This is a genomic window from Melaminivora sp. (genome assembly GCF_032059615.1).
Classification (GTDB): Bacteria; Pseudomonadota; Gammaproteobacteria; order Burkholderiales; family Burkholderiaceae_C; genus Melaminivora.
This window is the reverse complement of sequence record NZ_DAMCAM010000017.1, coordinates 36,666-51,597: the sequence shown is the minus strand read 5'-3', so window position 1 is coordinate 51,597 and position 14,932 is coordinate 36,666. Positions and strand designations below refer to the sequence as shown.

At 69.6% G+C, this 14,932-nt stretch carries 14 protein-coding genes; 8 read left to right on the top strand and 6 right to left on the bottom strand.

The genetic code is table 11. From position 1 onward, the window contains the following. The 3 genes from RT051_RS05765 to mnmH form a co-directional block, all read right to left on the bottom strand. Window positions 1-154: class I tRNA ligase family protein (locus RT051_RS05765; RefSeq protein WP_409520552.1), on the bottom strand; the 154-nt coding region annotated here is incomplete at its 3' end. A gap of 34 nt (window positions 155-188) precedes the next feature. Next, window positions 189-770, bottom strand: a complete 582-nt coding sequence (locus RT051_RS05760) for a restriction endonuclease (RefSeq protein WP_313073491.1) — start codon at window positions 768-770, stop codon at window positions 189-191. A gap of 79 nt (window positions 771-849) precedes the next feature. Then, window positions 850-1,941 carry a tRNA 2-selenouridine(34) synthase MnmH gene (mnmH, locus tag RT051_RS05755; RefSeq protein WP_313073486.1) on the bottom strand — a complete coding sequence of 364 codons (1,092 nt, stop codon included), beginning with the start codon at window positions 1,939-1,941 and terminating at the stop codon, window positions 850-852. A gap of 121 nt (window positions 1,942-2,062) precedes the next feature. Here mnmH and selD point away from each other — a divergent pair, with 121 nt between their 5' ends. Both selD and apbC read left to right on the top strand, forming a co-directional pair. Continuing rightward, a complete protein-coding gene (selD, locus tag RT051_RS05750; RefSeq protein ID WP_313073484.1) occupies window positions 2,063-3,133 on the top strand; it encodes a selenide, water dikinase SelD in 1,071 nt (356 codons plus the stop codon). Between the two features lie 96 nt (window positions 3,134-3,229). Next, entirely contained in the window at window positions 3,230-4,321 is a 1,092-nt protein-coding gene (apbC, locus tag RT051_RS05745; protein ID WP_313073481.1) for an iron-sulfur cluster carrier protein ApbC, read from the top strand. Between the two features lie 22 nt (window positions 4,322-4,343). On the opposite strand, the gene RT051_RS05740 is transcribed toward apbC, so the two are convergent. Further along, on the bottom strand, window positions 4,344-4,583 hold the full coding sequence (locus tag RT051_RS05740; RefSeq protein ID WP_313073478.1) for a hypothetical protein: 240 nt from the start codon (window positions 4,581-4,583) through the stop codon (window positions 4,344-4,346). 189 nt (window positions 4,584-4,772) lie between these two features. Between RT051_RS05740 and RT051_RS05735 the strand changes: the two genes are divergently transcribed. Next, on the top strand, window positions 4,773-5,822 hold the full coding sequence (locus RT051_RS05735) for an MBL fold metallo-hydrolase (RefSeq protein WP_313073475.1): 1,050 nt from the start codon (window positions 4,773-4,775) through the stop codon (window positions 5,820-5,822). Between the two features lie 28 nt (window positions 5,823-5,850). Here the strand turns inward: RT051_RS05735 and RT051_RS05730 are convergent, their stop codons facing one another. Beyond that, window positions 5,851-6,579, bottom strand: a complete 729-nt coding sequence (locus RT051_RS05730) for a hypothetical protein (RefSeq protein WP_313073472.1) — start codon at window positions 6,577-6,579, stop codon at window positions 5,851-5,853. A 413-nt stretch (window positions 6,580-6,992) separates the two neighbouring features. Between RT051_RS05730 and RT051_RS05725 the strand changes: the two genes are divergently transcribed. The 5 genes from RT051_RS05725 to RT051_RS05705 all read left to right on the top strand — a co-directional run bounded on the left by RT051_RS05725 (window position 6,993) and on the right by RT051_RS05705 (window position 13,353). Beyond that, on the top strand, window positions 6,993-7,256 hold the full coding sequence (locus RT051_RS05725) for a DUF4212 domain-containing protein (protein WP_313073469.1): 264 nt from the start codon (window positions 6,993-6,995) through the stop codon (window positions 7,254-7,256). Window positions 7,257-7,259: 3 nt separating this feature from the next. Continuing rightward, window positions 7,260-9,002, top strand: coding sequence for a sodium:solute symporter family protein (locus RT051_RS05720; RefSeq protein WP_313073466.1), 1,743 nt, complete (start codon window positions 7,260-7,262; stop codon window positions 9,000-9,002). A gap of 85 nt (window positions 9,003-9,087) precedes the next feature. Next, window positions 9,088-9,591 carry a hypothetical protein gene (locus RT051_RS05715; protein WP_313073463.1) on the top strand — a complete coding sequence of 168 codons (504 nt, stop codon included), beginning with the start codon at window positions 9,088-9,090 and terminating at the stop codon, window positions 9,589-9,591. Between the two features lie 19 nt (window positions 9,592-9,610). Continuing rightward, window positions 9,611-11,797 carry a 3'-5' exonuclease gene (locus RT051_RS05710; protein ID WP_313073461.1) on the top strand — a complete coding sequence of 729 codons (2,187 nt, stop codon included), beginning with the start codon at window positions 9,611-9,613 and terminating at the stop codon, window positions 11,795-11,797. A 62-nt stretch (window positions 11,798-11,859) separates the two neighbouring features. Next, window positions 11,860-13,353: a putative nucleotidyltransferase substrate binding domain-containing protein gene (locus tag RT051_RS05705; RefSeq protein WP_313073458.1), complete on the top strand. Its 1,494-nt coding sequence runs from the start codon at window positions 11,860-11,862 to the stop codon at window positions 13,351-13,353. A 504-nt stretch (window positions 13,354-13,857) separates the two neighbouring features. Here RT051_RS05705 and RT051_RS05700 read toward each other — a convergent pair. Beyond that, window positions 13,858-14,931: a phage portal protein gene (locus RT051_RS05700; protein WP_313073455.1), complete on the bottom strand. Its 1,074-nt coding sequence runs from the start codon at window positions 14,929-14,931 to the stop codon at window positions 13,858-13,860. Window position 14,932: the final 1 nt, after the last annotated feature.

Here is a 14,932-nt window from a genome sequence, read left to right as displayed (position 1 = left end):
GCACCCAGGTGTCGGCCTGGATGTATTCCATGATGTGGCCGATGTGGAAGTTGCCATTGGCATACGGCAGGGCGGTGGTGACGAAGATCTTGCGTGCGGTCATGGAACGGGCGGGAGGCTGCAGGCGGGAACGCCCCGGGCGGCGGGGCGGCAAAACAGGCGATTCTAGAAGCGGGGGGCGCGGCGCGTCAGGGCTGGCCCTTGAGCAGCAGCGCCTCGAGCGCCGGCCCTTCCAGCAGGGCGATGCCGTGCCCGGCGGCGAACTGGCGCGCGGCCTCGCTCACGCTGCCCTGCAGCACGACGTAGGTGGCGGCCTGCGCGCCCTGCTGCTGCGCCAGGGCGTGCAGCGCGCGCAGTGGCTCCACGCCATGGGTGGCGGCCTTGTAGCGGCGCGCGGCCACCACGATGAAGTCATGACCGCTGCCGCCACGCACCACGCGCAGGTCGGCTGCCTGCGTGCCCGCAGGCAGGGGCTGCACGGCGTGCCCTTCGGCCACCCAGGCGCGCGTGAGCAGGGCGGCAAAGTCGCGCCAGGGCATGGCGGCCGCCGCCGCGCGCGCGGCCTGCACCCGCGCACGGCTGGGCGCGCGCGCCTGGCGCCAGGCCGCCACGCAGCCGATGACGAAGATCGGCAGCGCGCCCGCGGCGGCGAACGGCACCAAGTGCGCCGGCAGCAGCGCGGCGCAGGCCAGCACGATGGCCGCGGCGATCAGGAAGCTCACCCACCAGGGCGAGCGCAGCAGCACGGCAAAGCCCGAGTTGGGCGCCATCTTGAATTTCATGGGGGAAAGGCTTTCGTGGAACAGCGGAAGGCGGAGCGGAGTGATCAATAAAATTGATAGCTAAGGCTCAATGGCTGGCAAGGGCTTGGACCGGATTTTCCTGTTGAAATCCACCGGGTGCCTGCACCGCCTGCGCCAGCGCGGCGATGCCCGCCGGGGACAGGTCGGGCGCGGGCAGGCGCCGGCGGGCGCTCCAGTGCGTGAAATTGCGCTCCTGCGAGCGGCCATAGTGCGGGTCGTAGTGCAGGCGCATCAGCTCCTCGAACAGGGCGGCCAGGTTGCCCAGACGCGCCCAGGTCTGCCAGCGCTGCACGGTGGCATGGCCGTGCAGCTCGGTCCATTGCGCCAGGCGCTCGCACAGGCCAGCGGGGTCGTCGCCCAGGTAGGCGTAGTCGCGCAGCAGGTAGGCCAGGCGCTCCCGAAGCGGCGCCTCGACCTCGATGCAGGCGGCGGCGCGCAGGCGCTGCACCAGCGGCACGGGCACGGACAGGCGGCCGATGCGCGCGCTCTCGCCTTCCACATACACGGGCCGGGCCAGGTCGAACCCCTCCAGCGCCGTGGCCAGCTGCGTCTCGAAGTGTTTTTGCGATGGCTGCGCCACGCCGGGCAGGGCGCCCAGCAGCGAACCCTTGTGGCGCGCCAGGCCCTCCAGGTCCAGCACCTGCGCGCCCTGTTCGGCCAGCGCATGCAGCACGCGCGTCTTGGCGCTGCCGGTGGCGCCCACCAGCACGCGCAGGTCGAGCTGCGGCACCAGCGCCGCGATCTGGTCGATGACGTGCCGGCGGAACCCCTTGTAGCCGCCCGAGAGCTGCTGCGCGTCCCAGCCCACCAGGCGCAGCCACTGCACCATCGAGCCGCTCCTCATGCCGCCGCGCCAGCAATAGACCAGCGGGCGCCAGCCGGGCGGCTTGTCGGCCAGTGGGCCGCAGAGGTGGCGCGCCAGGTTGGCCGCCACGAAGGCGCCGCCCACGCGCCGCGCCTCGAAGGCGCTGTGCTGCACGTAGAGCGTGCCGACGATGGCGCGCTCCTCGTCGCTCAGCACGGGGCAGTTGATGGCCCCGGGCAGGTGGTCATCGGCGAACTCGGCGGGCGAGCGCGCGTCGATGAGGGCGTCGAAGCCGTGGCGGTCTTGCGGGCGGATGGGGCGGTGGTGGGACACGGGAGCAGGGGGACAGGCGCGCAGGCGGGCGCGGTGAATCTGAGATGATCCGGCGGCTCGCGTCGTCGCGCGCCGCTGCGCCGAAAGCGCGGATTGTCTTTGAACCCGCAATTGCCCTGCCATGAATGCTTCTTCGTCCACCCCCTCTGCCGCCGTGCGCCTGACCTCCCTGTCGCATGGCGGCGGCTGCGGCTGCAAGATCGCCCCGGGCGTGCTGTCGCAGATCCTGGCGCAAAGCGGCGCCGCCGGCCTGGTGCCGCCCGAGCTGCTGGTCGGCCTGGAAACCGCCGACGACGCCGCCGTCTATCGCCTGAACGACAGCCAGGCGCTGGTGGCGACCACCGATTTCTTCATGCCCATCGTGGACGACCCGTACGAGTTCGGCCGCATCGCGGCGACCAATGCGCTGTCGGACGTCTATGCCATGGGCGGCAAGCCCATCATGGCGCTGGCGCTGGTGGCCATGCCGGTCAATCAGCTGCCCGTGGAGACCATCGGCGCCATCCTGCGCGGCGGCCAGGACGTGTGCCGCGCGGCGGGCATCCCTGTGGCCGGCGGGCACACCATCGACTCGGTCGAGCCGATCTACGGCCTGGTGGCCATGGGCCTGGTGCGCCCCGACCAGGTGCGCCGCAACGCCGGTGCGCGGCCGGGCGACGTGCTCGTCCTGGGCAAGCCGCTGGGCGTGGGCGTGTATTCGGCGGCGCTGAAGAAAGAGCAGCTGGCCGAGGCCCACTACCGCGAAATGATCGCCAGCACCACGCGCCTGAACACCCCCGGCCCGCTGCTGGCCGCGCTGCCGGGCGTGCACGCCATCACCGACGTGACCGGCTTCGGCCTGGCCGGCCACGCCCTGGAGATGGCGCGCGGCGCGGGGGTCGCCATCCACCTCGACTGGTCGCGCGTGCCGCTGCTGCCCGGCGTGGAGCAGCTGGCTCGGCAGGGCTTCGTCACCGGCGCCAGCGGCCGCAACTGGGCCGGCTACGGGGCCGACGTGCGGCTGGCGGACGGCCTGCCGGCCACGGCGCAGGCCCTGCTGACCGACCCGCAGACCTCCGGCGGCCTGCTGGTGGCCTGCGCGAGCGAGGCGGTCGATGACGTGCTGGCGGTGTTTGCGCGCGAGGGCTTCGGGCACGCCGCCGTGGTGGGCCAGGTGCAGGCGGGCGCCGCGGGGCTGCACGTGCAGGCTTGAGCGGCCGCCGCGCCCGATAAGCCCAGCGCCGGGAGTGCCAAACCCCCTTGGCTAGACTCGGCCATCCCGTCGAACGAACACCCAGACAAGACCACCATGGCACTCACAGAAAAGGATCTGCTGGCAGCGCTTGCCAGCGTCAAGGACCCGCACACCGGCAAGGATTTCGTCAGCACCCGCGCCGTGCGCAACGTGCAGATCGCAGGCGGCGACGTCGCTTTCGACGTCGAGCTGGGCTACCCCGCCAAGAGCCTGATCCCGGAGCTGCGCAGCCAGTTCATCGCCGCCGCGCGCACCCTGCCGGGCGTGGCCAACGTCTCGGTCAACGTTGCGAGCAAGATCATCGCCCACGCGGTGCAGCGCGGCGTGCAGCTGCTGCCGGGCGTGAAGAACATCATCGCCGTGGCCTCGGGCAAGGGCGGCGTGGGCAAGAGCACCACCGCCGTCAACCTGGCGCTGGCGCTGGCCGCCGAGGGCGCGCGCGTCGGCCTGCTGGACGCCGACGTCTACGGCCCCAGTGTGCCGACCATGACCGCCACCAACGGCAAGCCCGAGAGCCTGGACGGCAAGCTGATGGAGCCCAAGCACGCCCTGGGCCTGCAGATCAACTCGATCGGCTTTCTGGTCGATGACGAGCAGGCCATGATCTGGCGCGGCCCCATGGCCAGCCAGGCGCTGGAGCAGCTCATCATGCAAACGCGCTGGGACAACCTGGACTACCTGGTGGTGGACATGCCGCCCGGCACCGGCGACATCCAGCTGACCATGGCGCAGAAGGTGCCGCTGACCGGGGCGGTGATCGTCACCACGCCGCAGGACATCGCCCTGATCGACGCCAAGAAGGGCATCACCATGTTCCAGAAGGTGAGCGTGCCCATCCTGGGCCTGGTCGAGAACATGGCGGTGCACGTGTGCAGCCACTGCGGCCACGCCGAACACATCTTCGGCCACGAGGGGGGCCGCAAGCTGGCCGAGGGCTATGGCATGGACTACCTCGGCGCGCTGCCGCTCACGATGTCCATCCGCGAGCAGGCCGACAGCGGCAAGCCCACGGTCGCCGCCGAGCCCGAGGGCGAAATCGCCGCCCTCTACCGCGACATCGCGCGCAAGGTGGCGGTGAAGATCGGGCAGCAGGGCAAGGATTTTTCGGCGAAGTTCCCGACCATCACGGTCAGCAAGGGCACCTGACCGGACTGCCCGGGGCGGGCGCTCACCGCGCCGGCGGCACCGGTATGGCCGGGGCCTCGGCGCCGGTGGCCGTGCGGCTTTCGGGCAGGTACGGGTCTTCCGAGGACGCGAACAGCCGCCCCAGCCCCGCAACCACCAGCGAGATCACGATGGCCGCGGCGATGATCCAGATCGCCCGGCGCATGTCCACCGATGCGGGCACCTTGCGTGGGTGGATGGGCGGGTCGGAGCGCTCTATCCTGGAATCGGGAATGTGGGCCATGGCTACCTCCTGCAGCGGGACGTCCGGCGGTGAAATGCACGGGTGAACAGCGGTTTTAGGCCGCTGCCTTGCGCTGGCGCGTCGGACGCGGCCGCGCTCGCGCGTCACGCAGGCGCCAGCGCTGCGGTCCTGCCAGCCGCACAATCGCTGGCCTGTGCAACACCGCCCCTGGCGCTCCTGAGCCCCACCATGCCCGATCCTGCCAGCCCCCTGACTTATCCCTTCGAGCGCCCCGAACCGCACGACTTCGTGGAGGTGGCGCCCGGCGTGCGCTGGATCCGCCTCCCGCTGCCCTTCAAGCTGGACCACATCAACGTCTGGACCGTGGATGTGCAGGATGGCTGGGTGCTGGTGGACACGGGCCTCAACAGCCCGCAGACCGTGGCCGACTGGCTGGCCCTCACCGGCAGCGGGCCGCTGGCGCGGCCGCTGCGGGGCGTCTATGTCACGCACATGCATCCGGACCACGTGGGCCTGGCCGGGTGGTTCACCCGGCGCGCCGGCGTGCCCCTGTTCATGACGCGGACCGAATACCTGTCCTGCCGCGTGCTGCACGCCGACACCAGCCGCGAGGCGCCGCCGGACGGGGTGCGTTTTCACCGCGAGGCCGGCTGGTCGGAGGCGGCCATCGAGGCCTACCGCAGCCGCTTCGGCAGCTTTGGCAAGTTCATCCACGCGCTGCCCGAGAGCTTCCGGCGCCTGGAGGACGGCCAGCGCCTGCAGTGGGGTGGGCACGAGTGGCAGGTCATCGTCACCAGCGGGCACTCGCCCGAGCACGCCTCGCTGTACTGCCCGGGGCTCGACCTGCTGATCGCCGGTGACCAGGTGCTGCCGCGCATTTCCTCCAACGTCTCGGTCTATCCCAACGAACCGCTGGCCAACCCGCTGCAGGGCTGGTTCGAGTCGCTGGAGCGGCTGCGCGAGCAGGTGCCCGATTCGGTGCTGGTCCTGCCCGCGCACAACGAGCCCTTCCACGGCCTGCATGCGCGGCTGGAGCAGCTGCGCCGCAGCCAGGAGCGCGCCCTCAATGCCCTGTGCCAACAGCTGGAGCAGGGCCCGCTGCGCACGGTGGACAGCTTTGCCGCCCTGTTTGGCCGGCCCATCGGCGAGGCCGACCCGGGCCAGCTGAGCCTGGCGACCGGCGAGGCCACGGCCTGCTTCAACTACCTCATCGCCCAGGGCCGGGTGCAGCGCCACGTGGATGGCACGGGCGTCGCCTGGCACACGCTGACGAACTGAACCAGGCGCCAGACTGGGGCGGTGCAGCTCAGGGCTCGTGCATGCCCAGAGGAGGGGGCGCTTGCGCATCCTCCCCGGCCCGGCCTGCCCCCAGGCCCAGCGCACCGCCAGCCGCCATCCCGGCTCCGCCACTGCCACCACCGCCCCCTCCGCCGCCGCGTCCGGCGGAGCCGGCAGCGCCTCCCCGGCCACCCGCCGCGCCGCGCAGCGGTCCCTGGCTGGGGATGCTCAGGTCGGCCGGCACGGGCTCCAGGTCCAGCGCCGAGCGGATGAAGTCGCGTAGCGAAACCACCAGCGCGGCGGTCTCGATGTGGCGGCCGGCCACCATGGCATTGGCAGCTTGCACGGCCAGCTGCACCTGCTCGGCCGTGCCCAGCAGGATCACGTCGGACAGCGCCGCCTCGACTGCATCGCGGATGCGGCGCCGGCGCTCGGAGCCCGGATTTGGGGCCGCCTCTGCGCCTGCTCCCTCGTCCTGCGCCGCCCCTTCGGCGGCGCGCAGCTGCAGCCCGCGCAGATCTCGCAGGTGGCGCGGGTCCACTGCAAGGTTGCCCGTGAACGAGCCGCCCAGGGTTTTGTAGGCCGCGATCAGCGTTTTCAGGCGTTCGTTGATCTGGCGGTTCTGGCGCTCGCGGCGCTGCTGCATGCGTTGCATTACCACCAGCCGCAGGCCCACGGCCACGAGCGTGAACAGGATTAGGCCCAGCAGCGTGGACAGCAGGCCCTGCCAAGAGCTGAAGTCGATCATCTGGCGCATGTGGGCCAGCTTGGCAGCCCGGCACGAGGGCCAGGGTCGGACGCGGCCGCCCCTGGCATGCGGGCTGCGGATGGCAGGGACCGGGCGTTTTCCGGCCGAAAAGGCCTGCCCGAGCCGTTCCTGTCTAAGTATTTGCCCTTGGTTTCCGGAGGGTGCGAGGCTTTGTAAGTCTCGCGAAAGGCGCAGGGCTAGAGTGCCGGGCCAATGCCTGAAAAAGCGAAAAAACGGGAAAAACCCCGGAACCTCGGAAAAATCCCTGAAAAATCTGCTTCTTCGGCAGAAAAAAGCATCTTGAAAATTCTGAGCGCAGACCTTGGAACAAGGAGGCCTTATCGACCACGACTGAATCGTGAGGGTGCTTTGCACCATCTATCCAGCCTGGCCGTGCAGTGGCACGAAATTTGGGGTTAATCATGGCTAAACAAATTACCGACAGGGACCGCGCATATTGGCGCGCTAATGTCCGACTCATCACCATCTGCCTCGTCATCTGGGCGACGGTTTCCTATGGATTTGGAATCTTGTTGCGTCCGTTGCTGATGGGTATTTCCGTCGGTGGCGCCGACCTGGGTTTCTGGTTTGCCCAGCAGGGCTCCATCCTGACGTTCCTGGCACTGGTCTTTTTCTATTCCTGGAAAATGAACAGCCTCGACAAAGAATTCGGGCTGGAGGAATAAGCCATGAGCCAGTTCTGGATCAACTTCATTTTCGTCATCGGCTCCTTCGTCATCTACACGTGGATCGCTGTCTGGGCCCGGGCCAAGAACACCCGTGAGTTCTACATCGCCGGGGGCAACGTGCACCCCACGCTCAACGGCATGGCGACGGCCGCGGACTGGCTGTCCGCGGCCTCGTTCATCTCCGTGGCCGGTCTGATCTCGGTGGGCTATGTCAACTCGTCCTTCATCATGGGCTGGACGGGGGGCTACGTGCTGCTGGCGACCCTGCTCGCGCCCTACCTGCGCCGTTTCGGCGCCTACACGGTGCCGGACTTCGTCGGCAAGCGCTATGCCAGCAAGGGTGCTCGCGTGGTCGCGGTGGTCTGCCTGATCGTGATCTCGCTCACCTACGTGATCGGCCAGATGACGGGCGCGGGCGTGGCCTTTGCGCGCTTCCTGGAAGTGCGAAGCGATACTGGCCTGATCATCTCCGCGGTGGTGGTGTTCTTCTATGCCGTGCTCGGCGGCATGAAGGGCGTGACCTATACCCAGGTGGCGCAATACATCGTGCTGATCCTGGCCTTCACCATTCCGGCGGTGTACCTGTCGCTGATGATGACCGGGCACTTCCTGCCGCAGACCGGCCTGTTCGGCGAGCACGCGGCCTCGGGCATACCGTTGCTGCACAAGCTCAACGAGGTGGTTCGCGACCTGGGCTTCCAGGACTACACGGCCGACGTCAGCAACAAGTGGAACATGTTCCTCTTCACCCTGACGCTGATGGTCGGCACGGCCGGTCTGCCGCACGTCATCATCCGTTTCTTCACTGTGCCCAACATCCGCGACGCGCGCTGGTCTGCCTCCTGGGCGCTGGTGTTCATTGCGCTGTTCTACACCACCGCTCCGGCGCTGGCGGGCATGGCACGCATGAACCTGCTCGACACCATCTACCCCGAAGGCCCGCGCGCCGCGTCGCTGGCTTACGAAGAGCGTCCGCAGTGGGTCAAGAACTGGGAGGCCACCGGCCTGATCAAGTTCGAGGACAAGAACGGCGACGGCCGCATCCAGTTCTACAACGATGCCAACAAGGACCTGTCCAGCCAGGCCGAGTGGGCGCAGACCTGGAAGGGCAACGAACTCACGGTGAATAACGACATCCTGGTGCTGGCGCTGCCCGAGATCGCCAACATGCCCGCCTGGATCATCGGCCTGATCGCCGCCGGGGGAATTGCGGCGGCGCTGTCCACGGCGTCAGGGTTGCTGATGGCGATTTCTTCGGCCGTGAGTCATGACCTGCTCAAGAACACGCTGATGCCGCACCTGACGGAGAAGAAGGAGATGTTCTACGCGCGGGTCGCGATGGTCGGGGCCATCATCGTGGCCACCTGGCTGGGGCTCAATCCGCCAGGCTTCGCGGCCCAGACGGTGGCGCTGGCCTTCGGCATGGCGGCCTCGTCCATCTTCCCGGCACTGGTCCTGGGCATCTTCTCGACGCGCATCAACAGCAAGGGGGCGATCGCAGGCATGGTGGCGGGCTCGCTGGCCACGGTGACCTACATCTTCCTGTACCTGGGCTGGTTCTTCATTCCGGGCACCAATTCCTTCCCGAATACGCCCGAGCACTGGATCCTGGGTATTTCCCCGCTGTCGGTGGGCTGCATCGGTGCGGCGATCAATATCGCCGTGTCCGTGGCGGTTTCGCTGGCGACGGAAGACACGTCCGAGGAAACCAAGGAAATGGTGCGCCACGTGCGCTATCCGTGATGCCTGAATAAGACAGGTCATTCTGGCGTGCAGGTGGGCCTTCCCGGGAAGGCCCACCTTTTCCATCAGGGCGAGAGAAATATTTATGGTGTGGCATCTCTTCGGTGTCCTGATTCTGGGCGTCTGCCTGGGCGGGGCAGCATTTTTTCTCAGAAAGCTGACGCGCAACCGGCTGCCGAAATGGCTGATTCCCGCTTCCGCAGCAATGGGCATGCTCGGGTATCTGGCCTATTACGATTACGACTGGTACGGCTTCAAGCTCAGCCAGCTGCCGGCCGGCACCGTGGTGGTCGAGGAAGGCCGAGAGAAAAGCCTGTTCAAACCCTGGAGCTATATCCATCCGGCCGTGAACTCTTTCGTCGTGGTGGATGGAAAATATACGACCCGGCTGCAGGACAGCGAGCGGCTGGTGGAATATTTTGAATATGCCTTCCGCAAGGACCCAGTGGAGCGACTCGAATCGCGGTCCTACGTGCTCAATTGCGAAAGCCGGGAGCGCGTGGCTTTCGACGGCCGGCAGGGCCGGCTGCTGGGCGCGGTAGAAAAGGTGTCCGAAGGCGATGCCATATTCAAGGATGCTTGCCGCTGAGCGCCCTTTCAGCAAGGTCATGCGCATGCGCGGAGCCGGGAATCGCCTGCCCTGGTACGCCGCCGCCGCAGCGGCGGGCGCGGTGGGGTTGTGCCTGGCCCTGGGCCTGCTGCTGGCGTGGCTGCCGCTGCCGGGGCCCGAGCGCGCGCAGTTCGCGGCGCTGGTGGCGCGTGGCCTGCCGCTGCTGGCGCTGGCCTGGGCCGGGGGCACCGCGGCGGCAGTGGCGGCGCTGCAGCGCTGGTGGCTGCCACAGCAGGCCGCCTGGCGCGAGCTGGCCGAGCAGACGCGCGCCGTGGCCAACGCTGTCGAGCCACTGCCGCTCAAGGCCCGCGCGCACGCCGGCCAGCAGGCGCTGGTGGAGGCCATCAACGCGCTGGCCGCGCAGCGCGACGGCCTGCGCGGCGATGTGGCCGCCGAGGTGGCGCGGGCCGGCGCCGGCGTGCACCGCGAGCGCAACCGGCTGGCCGCGCTGATGTCGGAGCTCACGCAAAGCGTCGTGGTGTGCAACCGGCACGGCCGCATCCTGCTGTACAACAACCGCGCGCGCCTGCAGTTCCGGGCACTGTCGGAGGCGCCGCACCTGGCCGGCGGGGCCGAGCTGATCGGCATCGGGCGCTCGATCTACGCGGTGTTCGACGAGCGCTTGGTGGCGCACGCGCTCGAACGCGTGCAGCAGCGCCTGGCGCATGGCGCGCCCCACCCGTCGGCGCAGTTCGTCACCACCACGCGGGGCGGGCAGCTGCTGCGCGCGCAGCTCTCGCCCGTGACCGACGTCGGCAGCGGCGGCGACGGCATGCACGACCCGGCGGGCCTGGAGGGCTTCGTGCTCCTGCTGGACAACATCACACGCAACTTCGAGGAGGAGGCGGCGCGCGACCAGTGGCTGCACACCCTGACCGAAGGCAGCCGGGCGTCGTTGGCGACCGCGCAGGCGGCGCTGGATGCGCTCGCCCATGGCGGCCTGGGGCCTGCCCCGCGCGAGCGCTCGCTGGGCGTGCTGCGCCGCGAGATCGGCGCCTTGGCCGCGCGGGTCGATGCGGCCGCGCGCCACGCCACCGAGAGCCTGCGCACGCGCTGGCCGCTTGAAGAGGTGCGAGGCAGCGAGTTCGTCCAGGTCGCGGCGCGCCAGCTGGCGCGCCAGTGCGCGGTCCCCGTCACGGCGGATGAGGTGGACAATGCCCTGTGGCTCAGGCTGGACAGTTTCTCCATGCTGCAGGCGCTGGAGCACCTGGGCGGGCGGCTGGTCGAAGAATTTGCCGTGCGCAGCCTCCAGTTGCGGCTGGCGCGCCAGGGCGGGCGGGCGCAGCTCGACCTGGTCTGGAGCGGCCACGCCGTCAACACCGAGACCGTGACCGGCTGGGAGATCGACCCGATGCGCATCGGCGGCGAGCCGCATCCGCTGTCGGTGCGCGACGTGCTCGGGCGCCACGGCGCCGAGATCGGGTTCGAGCGCGACCGGGTCGCGCACCAGGCCTGCTTTCGCCTGCTGCTGCCCCTGGCCGAGGGCGCCGCAGAGGCCGCGGCCCTGGCGGCCCCGCATGCGGGCCGGCCCGAGTTCTTCGACTTCGATCTGTTCGCCGACACGGGCGCCGAGGAGGCGCTGGACGACTGCCCGCTGTCCCGCCTGATCTGTACGGTGTTCGACACCGAGACCACGGGGCTCGACCCGTCGGGCGGCGACGAGATCCTGCAGATAGGCGCGGTGCGCGTGGTCAACGGGCGGCTGCTGCGGCATGAGGCCTTCGAGCAGCTGGTCGACCCGGGGCGCAACATTCCCGCCGCCGGCATCCCCATCCACGGCATCACGCCGGCCATGGTGGCCGGGCAGCCGAAGGTCGAGCAGGTGCTGCCGGCCTTTCACCAGTTCGCCCGGGACACGGTGCTGGTCGGGCACAACGCCGCCTTTGACATGCGCTTTTTGCAGCTGCTGGAGCCGCGCACCGGCCTGCGCTTTGCCCAGCCGGTGCTGGACACGTTGCTGCTGTCGGCGCTGGTCCACCCCCACCAGGAATCGCACCGGCTCGAAGCCATCGCCGAGCGGCTGGGCGTGCCCGTGCCGGGGCGGCACACCGCGCTGGGCGACGCCCTGGCGACAGCCGGGATCCTGCTGCGACTCATCCCGCTGCTGCGGGACATGGGCATCGTCACCCTGGGTCAGGCGCGCGCGCGCTCGCGCGAGACTTATTACGCCCGGCTCACTTACTGAAAAAATGCGCCGGGGCGCGCGGTGCACCGCCGCCCCCACCCTGGCAGAGGAGGAGTTCGCCCATGCCGCCATCCAAGACCTTGCAGCCGCCGGCCGGGCAGGGCGCCCTTCCCGCGCTGCCCCAGGCCTCGCAGGGTTGCGCCATGGCCGCGCCGATCGGCAGCCTGCTGCAGCGCTCGCCGCTGCAGATCGACCCGCAGGCCAGCATCCGCAGCGCCGCCGGGCGCATGGCCGCCGCCGGCGTCTCCTCCATCCTGCTGACCCGGGACGGGCGCCTGCTGGGCCTGGTTACCGACCGCGACCTGCGCCAGCGCGTGGTCGCCGCCGGCATCGACACCGAGCGGCCCGTGGCCGACGTCGCCACGCCGGCGCCCATGACGCTGCAGCGCCACCAGCCCCTCTTCGACGCCCTGCTGCTGATGGCCCGCAGCAACATCCACCACGTGCCGGTGCTGGAGGGTGAGGCCCTGGTCGGCATGGTCACCGCCTCCGACCTGGGGCGGCTGCAGAGCACCTCGGCGGTCCACCTGACGCAGGACATCCACCAGCAGCCCGACCTCGCCGGCTTGGTGGCCTGCAGCGGGCGCGTGCGCCACCTGCAGGCCGGCCTGGCCCGGGCCGACACCAGCGCCTACAACACCGGCCTCATCATCAGTTCGGTCACCGATGCCTTCACCCTGCGGCTGATCCAGCTGGCCGAGCAGGACCTGGGCGCGCCGCCCGTGCCCTACGCCTGGGTGGCGGCCGGCTCGCAGGCACGCATGGAGCAGGCCGCGCGCACCGACCAGGACAACGGCCTGATCCTGTCGGACGACTACCGGCCGGCCGAGCACGGCGACTACTTCGCGCGGCTGGCGCGCTTCGTCTGCGACGGCCTGCACGCCTGCGGCTACGTGCACTGCCCGGGCGACATCATGGCCAGCAACGAGGCATGGCGCCAGCCGCGCCGGCGCTGGGACGAATACTTCAGGAAGTGGGTGCACCAGCCCGACGCCGCCGCGCTGATGCTCACCGGGGTGTTCTTCGACCTGCGCGCCGTGCACGGCGATGCACAGCTGCTGCGCACGCTGCGCCTTGCCATGCTGGAGCGCACCCGGGGCAATGGCCTGTTCCTGGCGCACATGGTCGGCAATGCACTGGGGCAGCGTCCGCCCCTGGGCCTGTTCGGCCGGATCGCCGTGGAGCGCGGGGGCGCGCACCCCGGGACGGTGGACCTCAAGCACGGCGGCATCGTGCCCATCATCGATCTGGCGCGCATCCATGCGCTGGCCGGCGGCGTGGAGGCCGTCAACACGCGCGAGCGGCTGCTGGCCGTGGCCGATGGCGGCGAGGTGAGCCCGCAGGCGGCGCGCGACCTGATCGACACGCTGGAGTTCATCGCGGCGCTGCGCATCGCGCACCAGAGCCGCCAGACGGACGCCGGGCAACAGCCCGACAACCACCTGCGGCTGGCCGAACTCTCGGGCTTCGAGCGCAGCACGCTGCGGGATGCCTTCAAGGTGGTGCGGGAGCTGCAGGCCGTGCTGGGTCAGCGCTACCAGACGGGCCGGCTCTGAGGGCGGAAATGGCGGAAGAGAGAAGAATTCATCGACCCAGCATTTAAGCGGCCTGGAGCGGATATTGGCGGCCCTATAGGCCTCGGTATAGGCCATCGTCTTTGGGCGGCTCCAGGAGCCGATTCGGGGCCTTGCTGGGCATTTCCGAGGGGTGCTGTTGCCACGCGCTGCGGCAGGGCAAAACCCGACGAAACCCGACGCGCGAGAGCTGCGGAAAACGCCGCGCGAGGCCGCACCAGCGCTGGAAAGCCGCTGTGCCGGCAGGTCCGACAAAAACAACACATCAAGCGGGCAGGCGCGGCGGGGTCTCGACGGCGCGCCGCGGGGTAGGGCGGGCCTGGGTGGGAGGGGGGTGGGAGGGGGCGCTGCCGGCCCGGGCCGGCCGGGAGGCCTGCGGCGGGGGCTGGGCGGGCCGCCACGGGGCCGCGCAGCAGGGGTGAGGGGCTGCGCGAGGGTGAAAAAAAGCCCGCGTCCTGCGGGCTGTGGGCGGGAGTGGGGGCGGGTCTATGCCGGCGCGTCGTCCAGCACGTAGGGCCGGAACGCGCAGACGGGGCGGCCGGCCCAGGCGTTGATCGCATGCGCCATCGTGGCCTGCAGGGGCGCGATCTCATTGCGGGCGAACACCTTTGCGGCCTTCTCGACGTCGCCGAAGCCGCCTACGTTGTTCGGCAGCATGCCCATGAGCTGCGGCGGCACGCGGTGCGCTGCCAGCACGTCATCGCGGCTGGAGTTCTTGATGTTCAGGAAGTCATCCTTCGCCGCCACTTCGCTGATGGGAATCAGCTGGATGCCCTCTTTCTTTCCGTTCGGCGCGTAGTAGAAAAGGTTGCGGAAGTTGCCGGTGCCCTTGGATTTGGTCAGCTGCTCGCGCATCTTGTCGATGTCGCCCTGCGACTGCGCCGCGTCGGTCACATAGAGGATGAACCCGGCGTGGCTGCCGTTGTTGTAGTAGCGCCGCCGGAACAGCGTCGCCGACTCGTTGAGCATCGCCGACTGCAGCGCGCCCAGGTACGGCGGCACGCCGTAGATCTCCTGGTGCAGGTCCTGCTCGCGCAGCTGGAACACGTCGTGCCGCGCGAACTCATGCGGGCTTTGCAGATCCGTGACGAAGAAAAACCGGCCGGGCTCGATGCCGCGCCGCACGTACTTGCCCAGCGCGTGCTGCAGCGTGAGCAGCTCGCCCAAGCGGTTGCGCCGCCGCTCCAGGTAGGCATTGCCCAGCACCAGAAAGTCCAGCGCGAAGGCGCGCAGCGTCTCGGTGCTGAGCGCCTGCGACGGAATGAACGTGCTGGCCAGCACGTTGACCTTGAAGCGCAACGCCGACTCGTGGTGCGCGCCCACGCGCAGCAGCCGGGCCAGTGCTGTCAGGCTCACTGGCGGTTCGTACCAGTCGCCGTTTTGCAGGCACTCCGCGTACTCGAGCAGCGCCGATCGCCCGCCCAGGACGGGCTCGGGCTCGCCCAGCTCGAAGCTGAAAGCCTGGGCCGGTGGCGATGCCGGCGCGGGTGTGGTGGCGGTGGCGGTTGCGGGTGTGGTGGCATGCGCCTGGGCCGCGGCGCGGCGTGTGCGTTTGGTCATG